Here is a 20,854-nt window from a genome sequence, read left to right as displayed (position 1 = left end):
TTCCCAGTATGGACGTACTGTGATGGGCATGACGCCGTCCGTGGACACTCTTGTGATTCTCGGAGCATCCGGAGACCTCACGTCACGGCTGCTCCTCCCTGCGATCGGACAGCTGCTCACGGACCAGCCGGACCGCGTCCTCTCCCTGGTCGGCTCGAGCAGTGACGACCTCGACGACGACAGCTGGCGCGCGGTCGTCGAGAAGTCGTTCGCGACGGTCAAGGCGCACGGAAAGGCCGTAAATCGGCTGCTGAAGAGCACCCGGTATGTGAAGGCGGACGCGACCAGCGCCGACGAGCTGAAGAGCCTGCTGGACAGCGTCGACGGCGTGCCGGCGCTCTACTTCGCGCTGCCGCCGGCCATTACGGCCAAGGCCTGCAAGGTCCTCGAGGACATCGACCTACCGAAGGGACTCACCCTGGCGTTGGAGAAGCCGTTCGGCACCGACCGGAAGAGCGCCATCGCACTCAACGAGCAGCTGGCCCGGCTCGTTCCGGAGGACCAGATCCACCGTGTCGACCACTTCCTCGGGCGCTCCAGTGTGTTCAACATCCTCGGGGTGCGCTTCGCGAACAGCATCCTCGAACCGCTCTGGGACGGCCTCCACATCGAGCGGGTCGACGTGATCTACGACGAGACGCTCGCCCTCGAGAACCGGGCGCGGTACTACGACAGCGCCGGAGCGCTGATGGACATGATCCAGAGCCACCTGCTCCAGGTGATGGCCGTGCTCGCGATGGAGCCGCCGTCGACCCTGGGAGCCGCCGACCTGCGCGATGCGAAGGGGCTGGTACTGCGCGCGACGAAAGTCTGGAACGACGACCCCGTCGCGTCGAGCCGGCGTGCCCGGTACACCGCCGGCGAGATCGACGGAAAGAAGCTGCCCGCGTACGCCGACGAAGCGGGCGTGGACCCGTCACGCGAGACGGAGACGCTCGCCGAGGTCACACTGCAGATCGACACCTGGCGATGGAAGGGCGTGCCGTTCACGTTGCGCTCCGGAAAGGCGCTCGGCAGTCGCCGGCGCGAGATGGTGATCACCTTCAGCCCCGCCCGGCACATTCCGACGGGTCTCACCGGCGCATCGGAGCCGGCCAAGCTGAGGCTGATGTTCGCTCCCGACTCGATGTCGCTCGAGATCGACGTCAACGGGGCCGGCGATCCGCACGTGCTGGAGCGCACGACTCTCGAAGCGGCCTTCGGCCCGGGCGCGCTCCTGGCCTATGGCGAGGTGCTGGAGGGCATCCTCGACGGTGACCCGTCGCTGTCGGTCCGCGCAGACACCGCGGTGGAGTGCTGGCGGATCGTGGAGCCGGTGCTGAAGGCATGGCACGACGGGAAGGTCCCGCTGGAGGAGTACCCGGCAGGCTCAGAGGGTCCGAAGGACTGGACCGAGCTCGGCTGACCCCCCGGTCCCCGCGCCGCAAGCACTCCGGAACGAAGGAGAATCGGCCGAATCCTGTGCGAATCTCCTTCAGCACTGCCAATCGAAGGAGATCTGGGCCCACTTCTCCTTCGCTGCGCGGCAGGCGCGGCAGGCCGTCAGGCCGCGGAGCGGTGCGCGATGACCGGGAATTCGCCGGTCACCGGCTTGCGCAGGTCCGTCCACTGAGTGATCGGTGCGGGCTCCCAGCCGAAGGCGGCCGGCTCCAGCTCTGCGGCAGGTGCGTCGGCGGCCGGTGCGTCGGCTGCGGGAGTCTCGACGGTGGCGACCTCGGAAGGCTCGACCGCAGCGGCCCGGGGCTCGTCCGCGACGGGGGGCGCCAGGTGCTGCGGCTCGGAGAGGGACTCCCCGGCCTCGAGGCGGCGACGCGCTTCCGCAATGGCGGCGGCGATCCCGACCGATACGGACTGGGCGAGGATGGAGTGGAAGATGGTGTCGGTGTCGTCCTGCGCGCGGCGGATGACCGTCCACTCGCCGTTCGTGCCGATCAGCTCCGACACCTTGGTGTGCACGAGCTCGAGGATCTGGGCATCCGTCAACTGCGCGGACGTCGACTGGGCGACCGGAGCCACCGGAACTGCCGCGGCATGCCGCCTACGACCAAACATCGCCCAACCCCTTCCAGGTTCACCGTTGATACAAGTGTCCTGGACGCCCAGCGCGGAAACGCGCTGGACACGCCGGGAGATTCGGCAGAAATCGGCGGGTCAGCCGCGCTTTCGCGACGCGAGAGGCTTGGATTCGCGCTCGGACGCCTCCCGCGACTCCTGAACCACCGCACCGACGGCCAGGGCCAGCGAGATGGCGGCGTTGATCCACATCAACGGGATGCGCCAGTCGCGCGGCCCGTTCTTGGACGACTGGACGGTGGTCCACAGCCCGATCGCCGCACTGATCACGGCGCCATTGAAGAGGTACTTGCGCATCCCGTTCCTTTCGGTGTCGCCCCGTAGCGTACGCTTCGTTAGTCGGGATCGGGAGGAGGAGGATGCGCACCGCAATCGTGGGCGCCGTGCTCCTCGTTCTGGGTGGCATCGCCGTGGCGACGGGACTCCTGCCCGTACCCGAGGTGGTCGAGCTGTGGGACCGGGTGTGGCCCATCCTCCTGTTCGTCGTCGCCATCACCGTGGTGACCGAGTTGGCGGCCGAGGCCGGCGTTTTCACCGTTCTCGCGCAGCAGACGGCCCGCTGGGGCCACGGTCGCGCCTGGGTGCTCTGGCTGCTGGTGGTGCTCGTCGCCGCGCTGAGCACGATCTTCCTGTCGCTCGACACCACTGCGGTCCTGCTGACCCCCGTGGTCATCGTGATGGCGCGGCACGCCGGACTCAACCCGCTGCCGTTCGCGCTGACGACGGTGTGGATGGCGAACGCCGGCTCCCTGCTGCTGCCGGTCTCCAACCTGACGAACCTGCTGGCCCAGCACGCCATGGGAGACCCGTCGCCCGCCGCCTTCGCTTCGCTCATGCTGGCGCCGGCGCTGGTCGCGATGGTGGTCCCGATGGTGGTGGTGTTCCTCATCGCGCGGCGGTCGCTGCTCGTCCGGTACGAGACGGGCGAGGAGGACGGCATCGAGGACCGGGTGCTGTTCTGGATCTCCGGCGCGGTGGTCGTCGCGCTCATCCCGCTGCTGGTCTCCGGCCTGCCCGTGTGGCTGCCGACGACGATCGCCGCACTCGTGCTCGGGGTCGTGTTCCTCGTCCGCCGGCGCGGGGTGGTCCGCTTCGGCCTGATCCCATGGCAGCTGGTCCTGCTCGCTTCCGGCCTGTTCCTGTTCATCGAGGCGCTGCATGCGCTCGGGCTCGGGACGCTGATGGCGGCGGTCTCGGGGACGGGAGAGTCGCCGCTCGCGCTGCTGAGGCTGTCGCTGACCGGGCTCGTGGGCGCGAACGCGATCGACAACCTGCCCGCATACCTCGCGCTGGAGCCCGTGGCGGAGAGCCCCGCGCGGCTGGCCGCGCTGCTGATCGGCGTGAACGCCGGTCCGCTGATCACCCCGTGGGCGTCGCTCGCGACCCTGCTCTGGCACCAGCGCCTGACGTCGTTCGACGTGGAGATCCGCTGGAGCCGCTACATGCTGCTCGGGCTGATCGTGGCGCCGGTGACGGTCGTGCTCGCCACGCTGGCGCTCGCCTACACGATCTAGCGGTCGCGGCTGCTCACTCGGCCGGAAGCAGTTGCGCGGCATTGATCACGCGTCGGCGTGCGACCGCGATCAGCGCCAGGGCGAACCCGAACGCCGCCCACAGCAGGAGTCCGCCCAGCCCGCGCCAGGCGTCCGCCGACCCATCGATCGCGCCCTGCAGGGCAGTGATCGCCGGAGATGTCGGGAGCCAGGGAACCAGCGCGTCGAAGAAGCCAGGGGCCGTGGAGACGATGCCGGAGGCCAGGGTCACCACGACGACGAGCATCGAGAGGAACCTTCCCACCCCGCCCAGCAGGGCGACCAGGCCGTGGTTGACCGCCGCGAAGGCGATCCCCGTCGCCGCGGCGAGGCCCGCGAAGCCGAACCAGTGACCGACGTCGAGGCCCAGCGCGGGCGCCATGACGGCGGCGACGAGAGCGCCCTGAACGACGCCTACCGCAGCGGCGGGCAGGAAGCCGTCCAGCGCGATGCGTCCGGCGGCCCTCGACGTCAGCAGCGCCCGGCGCGACAGCGCCTGCAGCACCAGGAAGGTCGCCAGCGCGCCAAGCCAGAGGGCGACCGACGCGAACAGCGGGATGCTGGACGTGCCGAAGGCGGTGGTGCCGGAGGTCTTCTGCGCGACGGGCTCGGCCGCCACCGTTGCGAGGCTGGCCCGCTCTCCGCTGTCGTAGCTCGGCAGTTGCTTCACCGCAGTGTGCAGGCCGGAGGCGAGCGACGCGGCGCCGGAGGCCGACTGGTCGGCGCCCGAGGCGAGCGCAGGGATGCCGTCGCTCAGCTGCTGGACGCCGGTCGCGAACTGCGAGGCGCCGTCGGCGGACATCGACGCGCCGGAAGCGAGCTGCGCCGCCCCCGAGGCCGACTGCGCGACGCCGCCCGTGTACTGCCCGAGCTGGCCGGCGAAGGTCTGGGCACCGGAGGCGACCCCGGCGCTGTAGGCCTGGGCCGTGTTGAGGTTCACCAGCTGGTCGCTCAGCGTCTGGCAGAGCGCGCCGAGCTTCGGGTCGAGGATGGGCGGTGCGCAGTTCTGCGCCGTCGCCGCGTTGATGGCGTTGGTCGCGGGCGTGAGCGAGCCCGACGCGGCTGCGGCCGAGCCGGCGAGTTGCGACGCCCCCTGGTTCAGCGCCGGTCCGCTCGCCGAGAGCTTCTGCAGGCCGCCTGCGAGGCCGGACGTGCCGTCCGACAGCTGCGAGATGCCTCCGGCCAGCGACGATGCGCCGCTTGCGAGCTGCGCGGCGCCATCGGCGAGCTGGTGGGTCCCGCCAGCCAGTTGCGTGAGTCCGCCGGCAAGCTGATCGGCGCCGGTGGCCGCCTTGCCGAGTTGCTCGCCCAGCGTGTTGAAGCCCACATAGACGTTCTCGATGTAGGTCGAGGTCAACTGCTTGTTCAGCACGGAGGTCGCCGTGGTGGTGACCGCTTGGCTGATGGCCGGGTCGACGAGCTTGGACTCCTGGCTGGTGCGGACGTCGATGGTGGCCTGCGTCGCGTCGGACGCCGCTCCGGCGGTGGAGGTCGCCGCCTTCGAGAAGTTCTCCGGGATCGTGACGACTGAGACGTACTCGCCGCTCGCCGCTCCCTTGTCGGCGTCCTTCTTGTCGGTCAGGACCCACGTGAAGTTGTCGTTCTTCGAGTCGAGCAGTCCGGCGGCCAGCTGCCGCCCGAGCGGAACGGTCTGACCGTTGAGCTTCACCGGCTGGTCCAGATTCACGACCGCAGCTTTGACGTCGTGCAGTCGCTCGGTCGGGTTCCACAGCGCCCAGACGAGCAGGCCGCCGATGACGATGGGAACGAGGAGGATGCCCACGATGGTGAGCCAGGTGATCCGCTTGTCGGAACGCATGCGCTCGAGCGAGAACAGGGAGCCGGGGCGGCGCACGGAAGAAGGACGCAGGGGTGAGGTGGGCGTGGTCATCGTGCGTCGGCCTTTTCGAGGTGGGCGCCGTGCTCGGCGCGGTCGGTGTCGAACGGATCGGAGTCGGGCGCCTCGCCCGGGCGGCCCGGCTTGCCCGGGGCGTCGTCGAGGTCGACGGCCGTCGGCTCGACGGTGCTCGGGAGCAGATCGTCCAGCCCGGACGGGTCGACGCAGCTCACGACGAGCGCGAACGGCCGGTCTTCGACCCGGGCGCGGCTGAGCGCGGCCGTGAGCTCGGCGTGGATGCGGCGGCGCTCGATCGGGTCGGTGACGGAGTCGACCGCGTCGAGCGCGAGCAACTGCGGGCGGCTGTCCAGGGCGCGACGGATGTCGTCCACGGGAGTCTCGGACGAGTCCAGACGCACGATCGAGGTGCGTGATCGAACGGCCGAGCCGCGCGTCGGGAGCACGAAGCCCGCGACCTTGACCGTGCCGCCGTCCACGGGCGTTCGTCCGGTGATCGCCATGAGGAGCGCGACCGCCGCGGTCCGGTCGCCTCCGTGCACGACGAGGACCTCGCCGTTTCCGAGCCGGAACGACACGTCGCCCACGAGCGTGCGCTTGCGCGCGGTGACGCTCAGCCCATCCGCGGCCGCGACGAGCTGTGCGCCCGGTTCGGGCCACTCGGCGAGGACCAGCTCCTTCTGCAGGCCGTCGCCCTCGACGTCGAACGAGGGGAGGATGCGGTCGAGCCAGCGCGGCATCCACCAGGCCTTCTCGCCGAGCAGTTGCAGCACGGCGGGCACCAGGGTCATGCGCACGATGAACGCGTCGACGAAGACGCCCACCGCCAGTCCCAGCGCGATCGGCTTGATCGATGCGTCGCCTTCGGGGACGAACGCGGCGAACACGGAGATCATGATGATCGCCGCAGCCGTCACGACCTTCGCCGAGCCCACGAATCCGCTCTGGATCGCGCGGCGCGCGTTGCCGCCGTGCACGTAGTCCTCGCGGATCCGGCTGACGAGGAAGACCTCGTAGTCCATGGCGAGGCCGAACAGCACACCCATCAGGATGATCGGCATGAACGAGATGATCGGACCGGTCTTGTCGACGTGCAGCGCGTCCGCCAGCCAGCCCCATTCGAACACGACCGTCACCGCGCCGAAGGCAGCGCCCACGGAGAGCAGGTAGCCGAGCGCCGCTTTGATCGGTACGGCGATGGAACGGAACACCATCGTCAGCAGGATGAGCGACAGGCCGACGACGAGCACGCCGAACGGCAGCAACGCGCCGGCGAGCCGCGAGGAGACGTCGATCTGCGCGGCCGTGTTGCCGGTGACCTTGAGGTCGACGCCGTACTCGTCGAGGAAGTGCTGGTGCTTGGAGCGGATCTCCGCGACGAGGTCGGCCGTCTTCTGGTCGTTCGGGCCCGTGGTCGGAACGACCTGCACGATGCCGGTGTCGGCCGTCGCGTTCGGTGTCGCGAGCGGAACGGAGGCGACACCCGGCAGGTCGGCGATCTCGTCGCCGATCTTCGTCATCAGACCGACGGGATCGGAGCTCTGGATGATGGAACCGGTGACGATGAGAGGTCCGTTGTAGCCGGGTCCGAAGTGGTCCGTGACCAGGTCGTACGCGACCCGGGCGGGGGAGCCGGAGGGCTGGGAGCCCGCGTCCGGCAGGGCCAGGCGCAGTTGCAGCGCCGGTAGCGCGGCGATACCGAGGCCGACGATGACCGCGACGACGGTGATGATCGGGATGCGCGTCACCGTGCGGACCCAGCCGCGGAAGAAGCCCGGTGGGATCTCCGCAGTGGCGGCATGGGCGAAGTCGGCGGCGGGTGCGGGCTCCGGCGCCGCGGCGGGGGTGCCCTCTTCCGGAGTGGAGGCGTCGTGCCGCTTGGCCGCACGGGCCGCCTTGCGGCGTCCGGGCGTCAGCCGCGCTCCGGCGAAGCCGAGGAGCGCGGGCGTGAGCGTCAGCGCGATGATGACCGCGACGGCGACCGCCACAGAGGCCGCGATGCCCATCGTGGTGAGGAACGGGATTCCCGCGACCGCGAGACCCGCGAGCGCGATGATCACCGTGATCCCGGCGAAGAGCACGGCGGAGCCGGCCGTGGCGACGGCGCGCGCGGCGGATTCCTCCGGCGGCACACCCGCCTTCAGCTGGCCCTGATGCCTCGAGATGATGAACAGCGAGTAGTCGATCCCGACGGCGAGGCCGAGCATCAGCGCCAGCATCGGCGTGGTCGACGAGACCGAGCCGAACAGGGTGGCGATGAAGATCAGGCACATCGAGATGGCCACGCCGAGGATGGCCGTGAGCAGCGGCATCCCGGCGGCCAGGAACGAGCCGAACGTCAGGATGAGGACGACGAGCGCGATGCCGACGCCGAGCAGTTCGATCACCGACAGCGTCGGCAGGTTCTGCGAGAAGAGCTGGCCGCCGACGGCCGACTTCGATCCCTCGGGCAGGCTCTTCGCGAGATCGGCCCCGGCGTCCGTGATCGCCGTCTTGGTGTCGGCCGTCACCGTGGTCATCTGACCCTTCAGCTGCACCGTGATGATGGCGGCGGAGCGGTCGTCCGAGATGAGGTTCTTGACCTGCTTCGAGTAGGGGGAGCTGACTCCGGAGACCCCGGGGATGTCCGTGAACTGTGCGACCGCGTCCTCGATGGGCTGCTTGACGTCGGCGTCGTCGACCGTCGCGCCGTCCGGAGCGACCACGACCACCTGTGCGGTCGTGCCGCTGACCTGCGGGAACGTGCGGCTGAGCGTGTCGAGTGCCTCTTGTGACTCCGTGCCCGGGATGCTGAAGCTGTTGTCCGTACCCTGATTGAAGAGGAGGGCCCCGCCGCCGAATACGGCGAGGAGCCCGATCCAGATGATCACGACGAGCTTGCGGGCGCGGTAGGCCCACCGGCCGACCGAATACAAGAGCGAGGACACGGGTTCTCCAGTGGGTGAGTACCGAAAGTGAAGGAATAGTTCGATACATCGATGTATCCGTACAGAACCGTATCGGATACACTGCTGTATCGAAGGTGGATTCAGGAAGGTTTCAGCTTGAACAGCATGACTCTCAGTGAGGACGCTCCCACCGAGTCGGCGCGACGCCACAAGACCCGCTCCCGGCTCCTGGACGCGGCCTTCGATGTGTTCGCCGAGCACGGCGTTCGCGCGGCGAGCGTCGAGACGATCGCGGAGGCCGCAGGGTTCACGCGTGGCGCCTTCTACTCCAACTTCTCCAGCAAAGAGGAGCTGTTCTTCGCCCTGATGGACCGGGAGAAGACGATGCGGCTCGAGCAGCTCAACACGGGCGTCGCCCAGTTCCTCACGCCGCTCGTGGGCGAGCAGGGCGCGGACCTCGGCGACGAGGACGTGCTGCAGACCATCACCCGCGTCCTCGAGCTCCAGTCCGACGACCGCCGGTGGTGGCTCGTCCAGGCCGAATTCCAGCTGATGGCCCTCCGCGATCACGCGATCGCCGCCGACTACCTCCGGTACCAGGACGAGTTCTTCGCCGATCTGACCGAGATCGTGGTCGAGGCGCTCGCCAGCGCGGGCCGGCGGTTCATCATCGCCCCGGAAGAGGCGGTGCGCGTGATCGCGGAGCTGTGCGCGAACGGGGAGGCGCGAGCGGTGCTCGCCGACGACCAGCGCACCTTCCAGGAGCGGCTGTCCGAGTCGGTTCCGGCCATCCTGTTCGCCCTCACCGAGCGGGTGTGAGCGTTCCCCAAGCCTCGGCCGCTAGTGTCTGAGGGATGCGACCCGAAGCATCCCGAGACCCCCGCGCGCGGCGCGCCTCCCGTGTGCTCCGCGTCGCCGTCGTCGCGATCGCGGCCGCTTCCGCCCTGGCGCTGAGCGCATGCTCGGGCGCGCCCGGCAATGCCTCCCAGCCCCGCCAGGCGGCGAGCGCGACGCCGACACCGACAGCGACGCCCGATCCGTTCCGCTCCGAGCCGCTCACCGCATCCACCCGGTACGTCGCGATCGGCGATTCCTACGCGGCCGGGATGGGCGCGGGCGCCGAGCAGGGCAAGTGCCGGCTCAGCGGCGACAGCTATCCGTCGGTGTTCGCCCGCAAGGCCGGGATCGACCTCGTCGTCAACGCCGCCTGCGCCGGTGCGACCACCTCCGATCTGCTGAAGCACCAGCTGATCGCGCTGGACGACCGCACCGACCTGGTCACCGTCAGCATCGGCGGCAACGACCTGGGGGTCGCATCCATCGCGGGCGACTGCGCCGCAGGGAAGGCCGTCGCATGCCGGAATCAGGTCACCGAGGCGCTCTCCCTGCTCAACGTGCTGCCCGACCGGCTCGACACCGTCCTCAGCGCCGTCGCCCAGTCCGCCCCCAATGCGCGCATCGTCGTCACGGGGTATGCGCAGCTGTACGACGCGTCCGATCCGAGCGCGGCCGACTTCCAGACCGCGGCCGCGATCAACGCCGCGACACTGGGCCTCAACGAGGTCATCCGGCAGGCTGTGGAGGTGCAGCGGGCCGGCGGCACCCCGATCGTGTTCCTCCCCGTCGACTTCGCGGGGCACGCCATCGGCGACCGGACGCCGTGGCTGAACACGACGGGTCCTGACGTGTTCCATCCCACCGCGGCCGGCTATGCCGAATACGCGAGCCGGCTCATCCAGCTGCTGGGCACGGCGGGCTAGGCACCCCTGGGATGCGGTGAGGGCGCTGGTACCCTGGCTGGTGTTCACGTCCCGACCTCCCCGAGGGAGTTGACCCACCATCACCGCCACACCTGCTCCGACCGCCTCCGCGACCGATGCCGCAACCGAATCCGCTGATTCACCGGACAGCGAGACGTACGACCTGATCATCGTCTCCAACCGGCTCCCCGTCGACCGCGTGATCGACGAGAACGGCGGCGCGGACTGGCGGCCGTCACCCGGCGGTCTGGTTGCGGCGCTCGAGCCGGTCATGCGGTCGCAGGACGGCGTGTGGATCGGCTGGGCCGGCGTCTCCGACGAGGAGATCGAGCCGTTCGAAGCGGGCGGGATCAACATCCTCCCGGTGCCGCTCTCCGAGCAGGAGCTCCAGGAGTACTACGAGGGCTTCTCCAACGACACGCTCTGGCCGCTCTACCACGATGTGATCGCCCAGCCGAGCTACCACCGAGAGTGGTGGGAGTCGTATGTCAGGGTCAACCGACGGTTCGCCGAGGCGGCCGCATCGGTCGCCGCTCCGGGCGCTGTGGTCTGGGTGCACGATTACCAGCTGCAGCTGGTCCCGGCCATGCTCCGCGAGCTGCGGCAGGACCTGGTGATCGGCTTCTTCAACCACATCCCCTTCCCGCCGTACGGCATCTACTCGCAGCTGCCGTGGCGCCGCCAGATCATCGACGGACTGCTGGGCGCCGACGTGATCGGCTTCCAGCGGGTTGCCGACGCGGGCAACTTCTCGCGCGCCGTGCGGCGCCTCAAAGGCTACGAGACGCGCGGCCCGATCATCGAGGTGCCGATCGACACGGACGACCCCGCCGCCGGATCCCACCGTCACGTCACCACCGACCGCCGCGGCGGCCTGGTGCGGACGGTGCTGGCACGTGCCTTCCCGATCTCGATCGACACCGAGCAGTACCAGGATCTCGCCCGGCGTCCCGACATCCAGGCGCGCGCCCGTGAGATCCGGGAGGAGCTGGGGAATCCCGAGAAGATCATGCTCGGCGTCGACCGGCTCGACTACACCAAGGGGATCGGCCACCGGCTGAAGGCCTTCGGGGAGCTGCTCGAGGAGGGCCGGGTCAAGGCGGACGACGTGACGCTGGTCCAGGTGGCGAGTCCCAGCCGGGAGCGTGTCGAGACGTACCGCCAGTTGCGTGACGAGATCGAACTCACGGTCGGGCGCATCAACGGCGACTACTCCACGCTCGGGCACACCGCGGTCGCCTACCTCCACCACGGCTACCCGCGCGAGGAGATGGTGGCGCTCTATCTCGCCGCCGACGTCATGCTGGTCACCGCGCTCCGCGACGGGATGAACCTGGTCGCGAAGGAGTACGTCGCCAGCCGCGTCGACGACGACGGCGTGCTCGTGCTCAGCGAGTTCGCCGGCGCGTCGGACGAGCTCCGCCAGGCGCTGCTGATCAACCCGCACGACATCGAGGGCCTCAAGGAGACGATGCTGCAGGCTCTGGCGATGCCCCGGCGCGACCGGACGCGACGCATGCGCGCGCTGCGCAAGAAGGTCGTGACCAACGACGTCGCCCGCTGGTCGGCGTCCTTCCTCGACGCGCTGACCCGGGCGGCGCACGGCGACCACCCACTGCAGGACCCGCCGGTCAACCGGCGCTGACCGCATCCCTCTCCCATGACGCCTGAAGGACCATGACAGACACCGCTTCGCACCTCCCGCCGGCCTCCGCCGTCGCCCTCGCCTCCGCCCTGCAGCGGCTGGCGACCGCCGACCGGCTGCTGCTCGCCCTCGACTTCGACGGCACGCTGGCGCCCTTCGTGGACGTGCCGCGCGGCGCCCGCGCCCTGCCCGAGTCGAAGGCGGCGCTCGACCGGCTCGAACGCCTGCCGAACACGTGGGTCGCGTACGTCTCCGGCCGTCCGCTGTCGAGCCTGGAGACCGTGACCGAGGCCGATCGGGATGCGCTCCTCGTCGGCTCGCACGGCGTCGAGATCCGCTTCGGGCGCGACGGGGTGTCCCTCGATCTGAGCGAGGACGAGCGGCGGACGCTCGAGCGGCTGGGGGAGGCCCTGCAGGCGCTGGTCGACAGCGTCCCGGAGACGAAGCTCGAGACGAAGCCGGTCGGTTTCGGCGTCCACTACCGACTCGTCGGCGACCGGGGCCCGGAGGTCGTCGCACGGGCGCGGGAGGCGGCAGCCGCGGTCAGCGACACGCTGACCATCCGCGACGGCAAGGACATCATCGAGTTCTCGGTGCGCGAGGCGCACAAGGGGGACGGCGTCGAGCGGCTGCGCGAGTACACGAAGGCGACCGCTGTCCTGTTCGCCGGCGACGACGTCACCGACGAGGACGGGTTCTCGGTCCTGCGCCCCGAGCGCGGCGACGTCGGGATCAAGGTCGGTACGGGCGAGACGGCGGCCCAGTACCGCGTCGCCGACGAGCGCGCGATCGCGACCCTGCTCGGCCTGCTGGCCCAGGCGCGCGAGGCGCACCTGAAGTCGTCCACAGCCTGACGTCGGCGGGAGCTGTCCACCGCTTTGTCCTACATGGTCCGAGCGGCATTCGGGACGTCCTAGAGTTGATCCATGCCAGAAGTCGATTGGAAACCGCGTTCGCGCGTCGTCACTGACGGGATCGAAGCCACCACCAGCCGCGGAATGCTCCGCGCCGTCGGCATGGGCGATGAAGACTGGGAGAAGCCGCAGATCGGCATCGCCTCGTCCTGGAACGAGATCACGCCCTGCAACCTCTCGCTCGACCGCCTCGCGCAGGGCGCAAAAGAGGGCGTGCACTCGGGTGGCGGCTATCCGCTCCAATTCGGCACCATCTCCGTCTCCGACGGCATCTCGATGGGCCACGAGGGCATGCACTTCTCGCTGGTCTCGCGCGAGGTCATCGCCGACTCCGTCGAGACGGTGATGATGGCGGAGCGCCTCGACGGCACCGTTCTGCTCGCCGGCTGCGACAAGTCGCTGCCCGGCATGCTGATGGCCGCCGCGCGGCTCGACCTCTCGGCCGTGTTCCTCTACGCCGGGTCGATCGCTCCCGGCTGGGTCAAGCTCTCCGACGGCACCGAGAAGGACGTCACGATCATCGACTCCTTCGAGGCGGTCGGTGCGTGCAAGGCCGGCAAGATGAGCGAGGAAGACCTCAAGCGCATCGAGTGCGCGATCGCTCCCGGTGAGGGTGCCTGCGGCGGCATGTACACCGCGAACACGATGGCGTCCGTCGCAGAAGCGCTCGGGATGAGCCTCCCGGGCTCCGCCGCTCCGCCTTCGGCGGACCGTCGTCGCGACTACTACGCGCACCGCTCCGGCGAGGCCGTCGTGAACCTCCTGAAGAAGGGGATCACCGCGCGCGACATCCTGACCAAGGAAGCGTTCGAGAACGCGATCGCGGTCGCCATGGCGTTCGGCGGCTCCACCAACGTCGTGCTGCACCTGCTCGCGATCGCTCACGAGGCCGAGGTCGACCTCACGATCGACGACTTCAACCGGATCGGCGACAAGGTCCCGCACATCGGCGACCTCAAGCCGTTCGGCAAGTACGTGATGAACGACGTCGACCGCCACGGCGGCGTCCCCGTGGTCATGAAGGCACTGCTCGACGCGGGACTGCTGCACGGCGACTGCCTGACCGTCACCGGCAAGACCGTCGCCGAGAACCTCGCCGAGATCAACCCGCCCGCTCCGGACGGCGAGGTGATGCGGTCGCTCGACAACCCCATCCACCCGACCGGCGGCATCACCATCCTCAAGGGGTCGCTGGCGCCCGAAGGCGCGGTCGTGAAGACGGCCGGATTCGACGCTGACATCTTCGAGGGTCCGGCGCGCGTGTTCGAGCGCGAGCGCGAGGCGATGGATGCCCTGACCGAGGGGCGCATCGTCGCCGGCGACGTCGTCGTCATCCGCTACGAAGGCCCGAAGGGCGGCCCGGGCATGCGCGAGATGCTCGCCATCACAGCGGCCATCAAGGGCGCTGGGCTCGGCAAGGATGTACTACTATTGACGGACGGACGATTCTCAGGCGGCACAACCGGCCTGTGCATCGGCCACATAGCACCCGAAGCGGTGGACGCTGGTCCCATCGCCTTCGTGCGCGATGGTGATCTGATACGGGTCGATATCGCGGCTCGCTCCCTCGACCTACTTGTCGATGAGTCAGAGCTGACCGCCCGCCGTGAAGGCTGGGCGCCTCTTCCTCCGCGCTATACCCGTGGCGTTCTCGCGAAGTTCTCCAAGCTCGTACGCTCCGCAGCCGAAGGAGCCGTCACCGGCTGAGGCGCACCTCGCGCACCGTAAAACCACCATTCGTACGTAAGGGACTGATGACATCCATGTCAACGGATGCAACCCCCAGTAGTGTGTTGCCGTCCGCGGCGCCCGGTAAGGCGGCGCCCGAGAAACTGACCGGCTCCCAGTCGGTCGTCCGCACCCTCGAGCTCCTGGGCGTCACCGACGTCTTCGGCCTCCCGGGCGGCGCGATCCTCCCCATCTACGACGCGATCATGGACTCCACCAAGATCCGTCACATCCTGGTCCGTCACGAGCAGGGTGGCGGTCACGCCGCCGAAGGCTACGCGGTCGCCTCCAACCGCGTCGGGGTTGCAATGGCGACCTCCGGACCCGGGGCGACCAACCTCGTCACGGCGATCATGGACGCCCACATGGACTCCGTCCCGGTGGTCTTCATCACCGGCCAGGTGTTCTCCACTCTGATGGGAACGGACGCGTTCCAGGAGGCCGACATCGTCGGCATCACCATGCCGATCACCAAGCACTCCTTCCTCGTTAAGGATGTCGAGGACATCCCGGCGACCATCGCGGCGGCGTACCACATCGCCGGCACGGGCCGCCCCGGACCGGTGCTCGTCGACATCACGAAGGACGCCCAGCAGAACGCGGCCCCGTTCGTCTGGCCGCCCAAGGTCGACCTGCCGGGCTACCGGCCGATCACCAAGGCGCACGGCAAGCAGGTGCTCGCAGCGGCCCAGCTCCTCGCCGAGGCGCAGAAGCCGGTCCTCTACGTCGGAGGCGGCGTCATCCGCTCGCGGGCCTCCCAGGAACTGCTCGAGCTGGCCGAGGCCACGAACACTCCGGTGGTCACGACGCTCACCGCCCGCGGCGCGTTCCCGGATACGCACCAGCAGCACCTCGGCATGCCCGGCATGCACGGCACCGTCCCCGCGGTGCTGGCGCTGCAGGAGGCCGACCTCATCGTGTCGCTCGGCGCGCGGTTCGACGACCGCGTCACCGGCAACACCTCCCTGTTCGCGCCCAACGCGAAGATCGTGCACGTCGACGTCGACCCTGCCGAGATCTCCAAGATCCGTGTCGCCGACGTCCCCATCGTCGGCGATGCCAAGGATGTCATCGTCGATCTGACCGCGGCCTACCAGGACGCGACGCGGGCCGGCAAGCCTGCGCTCGTCGAATGGTGGACCTACCTGAACGGGCTCCGTGAGGAGTTCCCGCTCGGCTACACGCCCACCACCGACGGACTGCTCGCCCCGCAGCACGTCATCCAGCGGATCGGCGAGCTGACCGGTCCCGAAGGCATCTACGCCTCGGGGGTCGGGCAGCACCAGATGTGGGCGGCTCAGTTCATCAAGTACGAGCGACCCAACTCGTGGCTCAACTCCGGCGGCGCCGGAACGATGGGCTACGCGGTGCCCGCGGCGATGGGCGCGAAGGTCGCACAGCCGGACCGGGTGGTGTGGGCGATCGACGGCGACGGATGCTTCCAGATGACCAATCAGGAGCTCGCCACCTGCACGATCAACAACATCCCGATCAAGGTCGCGATCATCAACAACTCGTCGCTCGGCATGGTGCGGCAGTGGCAGACCCTGTTCTACGACGGCCGGTACTCCAACACCGACCTGAACACGGGCCACGACACCGTCCGGATCCCGGATTTCGTGAAGCTGGCCGAGGCGTACGGCGCGCTCGGCATCCGCGTCACGAAAGAAGAAGAGGTGGATGCGGCGATCAAGCTCGCGCTCGAGACCAACGACCGCCCGGTCGTCCTCGATTTCGTGGTGAGCGCCGACGCGATGGTGTGGCCGATGGTGCCGCAGGGCGTCAGCAACAGCTACGTCCAGTACGCCCGCGAGCACAGCCCGTCGTTCGGAGGGGAGTGACCATGAGCACACACGTTCTGAGCCTCCTCGTGGAGGACAAGCCCGGTCTGCTGACCCGCGTGGCGGGGCTCTTCGCCCGTCGCGGATTCAACATCCATTCGCTCGCGGTGGGAACGAGCGAGGTCGACGGCCTCTCGCGCATCACGGTCGTCGTCGATGTGGAGGAGCTCCCGCTGGAGCAGGTGACGAAGCAGCTCAACAAGCTGATCAACGTCATCAAGATCGTCGAGCTCGACCAGGCGCAGTCGGTCCAGCGCGAGCACCTGCTGATCAAGGTGCGGGTCGACAACTCCACCCGCTCGCAGGTGCTCGAGGCGGTGAACCTCTTCCGTGCCCGCGTCGTCGACGTCGCCACCGACGCGCTGGTGATCGAGGTCACCGGCGACAGCGGCAAGACCCAGGCCCTGCTCAAGGTGCTGGAGCCGTACGGCATCAAGGAGATGGCGCAGTCCGGCCTCCTCGCGATCGGCCGCGGCAGCAAGTCCATCACCGAGCGCGTCTTCAAGAACTAGCTCGCCGTCCGGGCGACGAAAGAACTAACGCTTCACGAATCAATGAGCAAGGAGAAAGCACCAGTGGCTGAAATCTATTACGACAACGACGCGGACCTCTCGATCATCCAGGGCAAGAAGGTCGCCGTCATCGGCTACGGCTCGCAGGGTCACGCGCACGCGCAGAACCTCCGCGACTCGGGCGTCGAGGTCGTCATCGGCCTCAAGGCGGACTCGAAGTCCAAGCCGAAGGCCGAGGAGGCGGGCTTCCGCGTCCTCAGCGCCGCAGACGCCGCGGCCTGGGCCGACGTCATCGTGATCCTCGCGCCGGACCAGGTGCAGCGCCACCTGTACACCGACGACATCAAGGACAACCTGCAGGAGGGCAACGCCCTCGTCTTCGGCCACGGCTTCAACATCCGCTTCGGCTACATCGAGGCCCCGGAGGGCGTCGACGTGATCATGGTCGCTCCCAAGGGCCCGGGCCACACGGTGCGCCGCGAATACGAGGCCGGCCGAGGCGTTCCCGTCATCGTCGCGGTCGAGAAGGACGCGACCGGCAACGCCTGGCCGCTCGTCCTCTCGTACGCGAAGGGCATCGGCGGCCTGCGCGCCGGCGGCATCAAGACCACCTTCACCGAGGAGACCGAGACCGACCTGTTCGGCGAGCAGGCCGTCCTCTGCGGCGGAGTCTCGCAGCTCGTCCAGTACGGCTTCGAGACCCTGACAGAGGCGGGCTACCAGCCGCAGGTCGCCTACTTCGAGGTCCTGCACGAGCTCAAGCTCATCGTCGACCTCATGTGGGAGGGCGGCATCGCGAAGCAGCGCTGGAGCGTCTCCGACACGGCCGAGTACGGCGACTACGTCTCCGGACCGCGCGTCATCGACCCGCACGTCAAGGAGAACATGAAGGCGGTGCTGTCCGACATCCAGGACGGCACCTTCGCCAAGCGCTTCATCGCGGACCAGGACGCCGGTGCGCCCGAGTTCCTGGAGCTCCGCAAGAAGGGCGAGCAGCACCCCATCGAGGCGACCGGTCGCGAACTGCGGAAGCTCTTCGCCTGGAACGCGTCGAACGACGACGACTACGTGGACGGCGAGGTCGCCCGCTGAGGCGAGCTGACACACCGCTGACAGCAGCCTGACGCGCGGCTCGCGCTGCGCAGTAGGGTCGGGGTGCCGCACGCGACGCGTGCGGCACCCTTCTGTTGGGAGCCGGGAATGCGAATCGCCGTCGAGATAGCCGTTCAGGACGTGGCCGGCGTGCGGATCGCCCTGGCGGAGGGCGCCGATCGCATCGAGCTCTCCAGCGCGCTCGGGATGGGCGGCCTCACGCCGTCCGCCGCGCTGATCCGGCAAGCGGTCCGGCTGGCTCGCGAAAGCGACCGCGAGGGCTTCGTCCAGGTGCTCGTGCGTCCGCGCGGGGGCGGCTTCGTCTACGACGCCGACGAGCTGGCGACAACGCTGGCCGATGTGCGCTTCGCGCGCGAGGCGGGTGCCGCCGGCGTCGTCATCGGCGCGCTCACCGAGGCGGCACACGTCGACGCGGAGGCCGTCCGCCGGATCGTGGCCGAGGCGGGACCACTGCAGGTGACGTTCCACCGCGCCATGGACGTCGTCGCCGATCCGTTCGACGCCGCCGAAGCACTGATCGCGCTCGGGGTGACCCGGGTGCTCACCTCCGGACGTGCCTCCCGCAGCATCGACGGCGTTGCGACGCTGGGTGCCCTGTCCCAGGCCGCGGCCGGACGCGTCGAGGTGATGGCCGGCGGGGGAGTGAGCGTCGACGACATCCTCGCACTCGCCGCGACCGGGATCGATGCGGTGCACCTGTCCGCCCGCGACACTGCGCGAGGAGCGCCCAGCGGCCCCGGCGGCGGCGACGCGGTGTACGACATCACCGATCCGGCGACCGTCCACGACGCCATCGCCATGGCGGCGCTGGCCCGCTGAGTCGCCGCTACAGGGCGCAGAAGACGCACAGGCCGATCAGCACCACCTGCAGGATGGCGCGCGGGACCAGCGGGGTGGCGAAGGCGCCGAAGCGCTCGGTCTTGCCGGCGGCGTAGGCGTTCGCCGGAAACACCGCCACCAGGAAGACGACCAGGCAGATCGCCGCGGCGACCCGCGTGGCGGGCACCAGCAGACCGATCCCGCCGGACAGCTCGCACACCCCGGTGAACGCGACGAGGGCCCGCGGCGAAACGACGCGCAGAGCCGGCGGGATCATCGCCGCCATTCCGCGCGACGGACCGGGAACGAAGTGCATCGTGCCCATCGCGACGAACACCACCGCGAGCAGGATGCGGACCACGAGTTGTGCGATGTCGAAAAGTGTCACCAGCCCATCCTCTCCTGCGAGCATCCACAGGCCGCGTAACGCGGAGAAAAGAGCGCGTGCCGCCCCGCTAGAGTTAAGCCGTCCGCGCCCCACCGACCGTGGCGCCCCTCCCAAGCCAGCCCTCCCTTTCGTAAGGAACTGCCACGTGACAAAGCCGGTCGTCCTGATCGCCGAAGAACTCTCGCCCGCCACCGTCGACGCCCTGGGGCCCGACTTCGAGGTCCGCTCGGTGGATGGCACGGATCGGCCGGCGCTCCTCGCGGCGGTCGCCGATGCCGACGCCATCCTGGTGCGCTCGGCGACGAAGGTCGACGCCGAGGTCATCGGCGTGGCGAAGAACCTCAAGGTCATCGCGCGTGCGGGTGTCGGCCTCGACAACGTCGACATCAAGAGCGCGACCAACGCCGGAGTCATGGTCGTGAACGCCCCGACCTCCAACATCATCTCGGCGGCCGAACTCACCGTCGGCCACATCCTGAGTCTCGCCCGCCACATCCCCGCGGCGCACAGCGCTCTCGCGCAGGGGCAGTGGAAGCGGTCGAAGTACACCGGTGTGGAGCTGTACGAGAAGACCGTCGGCATCATCGGTCTGGGGCGCATCGGTGCCCTGATCACGGCGCGCCTGCAGGCGTTCGGCACGAACGTGATCGCCTACGACCCCTACGTCACCAGCGCGCGCGCGCAGCAGCTGGGGGTGCAGCTGGTCACCCTCGACGAACTGCTCGCCCAGTCCGACTTCGTCACGATCCACATGCCGAAGACGCCCGAGACGACCGGCATGATCTCCGACGACCAGCTCGCGCAGATGAAGAGCACCGCGTTCGTCGTGAACGTCGCGCGCGGTGGACTGATCGACGAGGACGCGCTCTACCGCGCCCTCACCACCGGCACCATCGCGGGTGCCGGCCTCGACGTCTTCGTCTCGGAGCCGCCGCAGGAATCGCCGCTGCTCGCGCTCGAGAACGTCGTCGTCACGCCGCACCTGGGCGCGTCCACGGACGAGGCTCAGGAGAAGGCCGGTGTCTCCGTTGCGCGCTCCGTCCGTCTGGCTCTCTCCGGCGAGCTCGTCCCGGATGCGGTCAACGTCGCAGGCGGCGTCATCGACCCGTACGTGCGGCCGGGGATCCCGCTCGTCGAGAAGCTGGGCCAGGTGTTCTCCGGCCTCGCCGGCAGCCCGGTCACCAGCGTCGACGTCGAGGTGCGTGGCGAACTGGCCGACTACGACGTCAGCGTCCTCAAGCTGGCCGCACTCAAGGGCATCTTCACGAACATCGTCAGCGAGACGGTGTCGTACGTGAACGCGCCGCTGCTCGCCGAGCAGCGCGGCATCGAGGTCCGCCTCATCACCGACTCGGTGAGCGAGGAGTACCGCAACCTCATCACCCTGCGCGGCGCGCTGAGCGACGGATCGCAGATCTCCGTCTCCGGCACGCTGACCGGCCCGAAGCAGATCGAGAAGATCGTGGGCATCAACGGCTACGACGTCGAGGTGCCCGTCGCCGAGCACCTGGTGGTCATGGTCTACGACGACCGCCCCGGCATCGTCGCGGTCTACGGCCGCGAGTTCGGCGAGGCCGCGATCAACATCGCCGGCATGCAGATCGCCCGCACGTCGGCCGGCGGTAAGGCGCTCAGCGTCCTCACCGTCGACTCGCGCGTGCCGGACGGCCTGCTCGAGAAGGTGCAGCTCGCCATCGACGCCGACCTGATGCAGGAGATCGACATCACCGAGTCCTGAAAGACTCGGGAAGATTTCTCTTCCCCGCTGTCGATTTGTGTGGCCTAC

General features: G+C 69.1%; 17 protein-coding genes. 12 read left to right on the top strand and 5 right to left on the bottom strand.

The genetic code is table 11. From position 1 onward, the window contains the following. Positions 1-28 precede the first annotated feature (28 nt). Positions 29-1,405 (top strand): glucose-6-phosphate dehydrogenase, encoded by a 1,377-nt coding sequence (locus P3F85_RS09345; RefSeq protein WP_374006967.1) that lies wholly within the window; start codon positions 29-31, stop codon positions 1,403-1,405. Positions 1,406-1,542: 137 nt separating this feature from the next. Here the strand turns inward: P3F85_RS09345 and P3F85_RS09340 are convergent, their stop codons facing one another. Then, on the bottom strand, positions 1,543-2,052 hold the full coding sequence (locus P3F85_RS09340) for a hypothetical protein (RefSeq protein WP_374006965.1): 510 nt from the start codon (positions 2,050-2,052) through the stop codon (positions 1,543-1,545). A gap of 99 nt (positions 2,053-2,151) precedes the next feature. Beyond that, positions 2,152-2,370: a hypothetical protein gene (locus P3F85_RS09335; RefSeq protein ID WP_374006963.1), complete on the bottom strand. Its 219-nt coding sequence runs from the start codon at positions 2,368-2,370 to the stop codon at positions 2,152-2,154. A 62-nt stretch (positions 2,371-2,432) separates the two neighbouring features. Here P3F85_RS09335 and P3F85_RS09330 point away from each other — a divergent pair, with 62 nt between their 5' ends. Next, the gene (locus P3F85_RS09330; protein WP_374006962.1) at positions 2,433-3,587 is read left to right on the top strand and encodes an SLC13 family permease; all 1,155 of its coding nucleotides are present in this window, start codon (positions 2,433-2,435) and stop codon (positions 3,585-3,587) included. Positions 3,588-3,600: 13 nt separating this feature from the next. Here P3F85_RS09330 and P3F85_RS09325 read toward each other — a convergent pair whose 3' ends face one another. Both P3F85_RS09325 and P3F85_RS09320 read right to left on the bottom strand, forming a co-directional pair. Next, positions 3,601-5,496, bottom strand: coding sequence for a YhgE/Pip family protein (locus P3F85_RS09325; protein WP_374006960.1), 1,896 nt, complete (start codon positions 5,494-5,496; stop codon positions 3,601-3,603). Then, entirely contained in the window at positions 5,493-8,387 is a 2,895-nt protein-coding gene (locus tag P3F85_RS09320) for an MMPL family transporter (RefSeq protein ID WP_374006959.1), read from the bottom strand. Before P3F85_RS09320 ends, P3F85_RS09325 begins: the two co-directional genes overlap by 4 nt. Positions 8,388-8,513: 126 nt before the next feature. Between P3F85_RS09320 and P3F85_RS09315 the strand changes: the two genes are divergently transcribed. From P3F85_RS09315 to P3F85_RS09275, 9 genes are all read left to right on the top strand, one after another. Further along, positions 8,514-9,167 carry a TetR/AcrR family transcriptional regulator gene (locus P3F85_RS09315; RefSeq protein WP_374006958.1) on the top strand — a complete coding sequence of 218 codons (654 nt, stop codon included), beginning with the start codon at positions 8,514-8,516 and terminating at the stop codon, positions 9,165-9,167. A 35-nt stretch (positions 9,168-9,202) separates the two neighbouring features. Further along, positions 9,203-10,108, top strand: coding sequence for an SGNH/GDSL hydrolase family protein (locus tag P3F85_RS09310; protein ID WP_374006957.1), 906 nt, complete (start codon positions 9,203-9,205; stop codon positions 10,106-10,108). A 79-nt stretch (positions 10,109-10,187) separates the two neighbouring features. Then, positions 10,188-11,753, top strand: coding sequence for an alpha,alpha-trehalose-phosphate synthase (UDP-forming) (otsA, locus tag P3F85_RS09305; protein ID WP_374010908.1), 1,566 nt, complete (start codon positions 10,188-10,190; stop codon positions 11,751-11,753). A 32-nt stretch (positions 11,754-11,785) separates the two neighbouring features. Continuing rightward, on the top strand, positions 11,786-12,607 hold the full coding sequence (otsB, locus tag P3F85_RS09300; protein WP_374006955.1) for a trehalose-phosphatase: 822 nt from the start codon (positions 11,786-11,788) through the stop codon (positions 12,605-12,607). A 72-nt stretch (positions 12,608-12,679) separates the two neighbouring features. Continuing rightward, a complete protein-coding gene (ilvD, locus tag P3F85_RS09295; protein WP_374006953.1) occupies positions 12,680-14,374 on the top strand; it encodes a dihydroxy-acid dehydratase in 1,695 nt (564 codons plus the stop codon). Between the two features lie 56 nt (positions 14,375-14,430). Beyond that, positions 14,431-16,236, top strand: a complete 1,806-nt coding sequence (locus P3F85_RS09290; protein ID WP_374006952.1) for an acetolactate synthase large subunit — start codon at positions 14,431-14,433, stop codon at positions 16,234-16,236. A gap of 2 nt (positions 16,237-16,238) precedes the next feature. Continuing rightward, positions 16,239-16,748, top strand: a complete 510-nt coding sequence (ilvN, locus tag P3F85_RS09285) for an acetolactate synthase small subunit (RefSeq protein ID WP_374006950.1) — start codon at positions 16,239-16,241, stop codon at positions 16,746-16,748. A gap of 63 nt (positions 16,749-16,811) precedes the next feature. Further along, positions 16,812-17,840, top strand: coding sequence for a ketol-acid reductoisomerase (gene ilvC / locus P3F85_RS09280; RefSeq protein ID WP_374006949.1), 1,029 nt, complete (start codon positions 16,812-16,814; stop codon positions 17,838-17,840). Positions 17,841-17,948: 108 nt separating this feature from the next. After that, positions 17,949-18,680: a copper homeostasis protein CutC gene (locus P3F85_RS09275; protein ID WP_374006947.1), complete on the top strand. Its 732-nt coding sequence runs from the start codon at positions 17,949-17,951 to the stop codon at positions 18,678-18,680. A gap of 7 nt (positions 18,681-18,687) precedes the next feature. Here the strand turns inward: P3F85_RS09275 and P3F85_RS09270 are convergent, their stop codons facing one another. Next, complete coding sequence (locus P3F85_RS09270) at positions 18,688-19,068, bottom strand: DoxX family membrane protein (protein WP_374006945.1); 381 nt, start codon at positions 19,066-19,068, stop codon at positions 18,688-18,690. Positions 19,069-19,213: 145 nt separating this feature from the next. Between P3F85_RS09270 and serA the strand changes: the two genes are divergently transcribed. Continuing rightward, complete coding sequence (serA, locus tag P3F85_RS09265; protein ID WP_374006943.1) at positions 19,214-20,806, top strand: phosphoglycerate dehydrogenase; 1,593 nt, start codon at positions 19,214-19,216, stop codon at positions 20,804-20,806. The last annotated feature ends 48 nt before the right edge of the window (positions 20,807-20,854 follow it).

It is taken from the genome of Leifsonia sp. T36S-04 (assembly GCF_042465655.1).
Lineage (GTDB): Bacteria > Actinomycetota > Actinomycetes > Actinomycetales > Microbacteriaceae > Leifsonia.
This window is presented reverse-complemented; position numbering and strand designations above follow the sequence as displayed.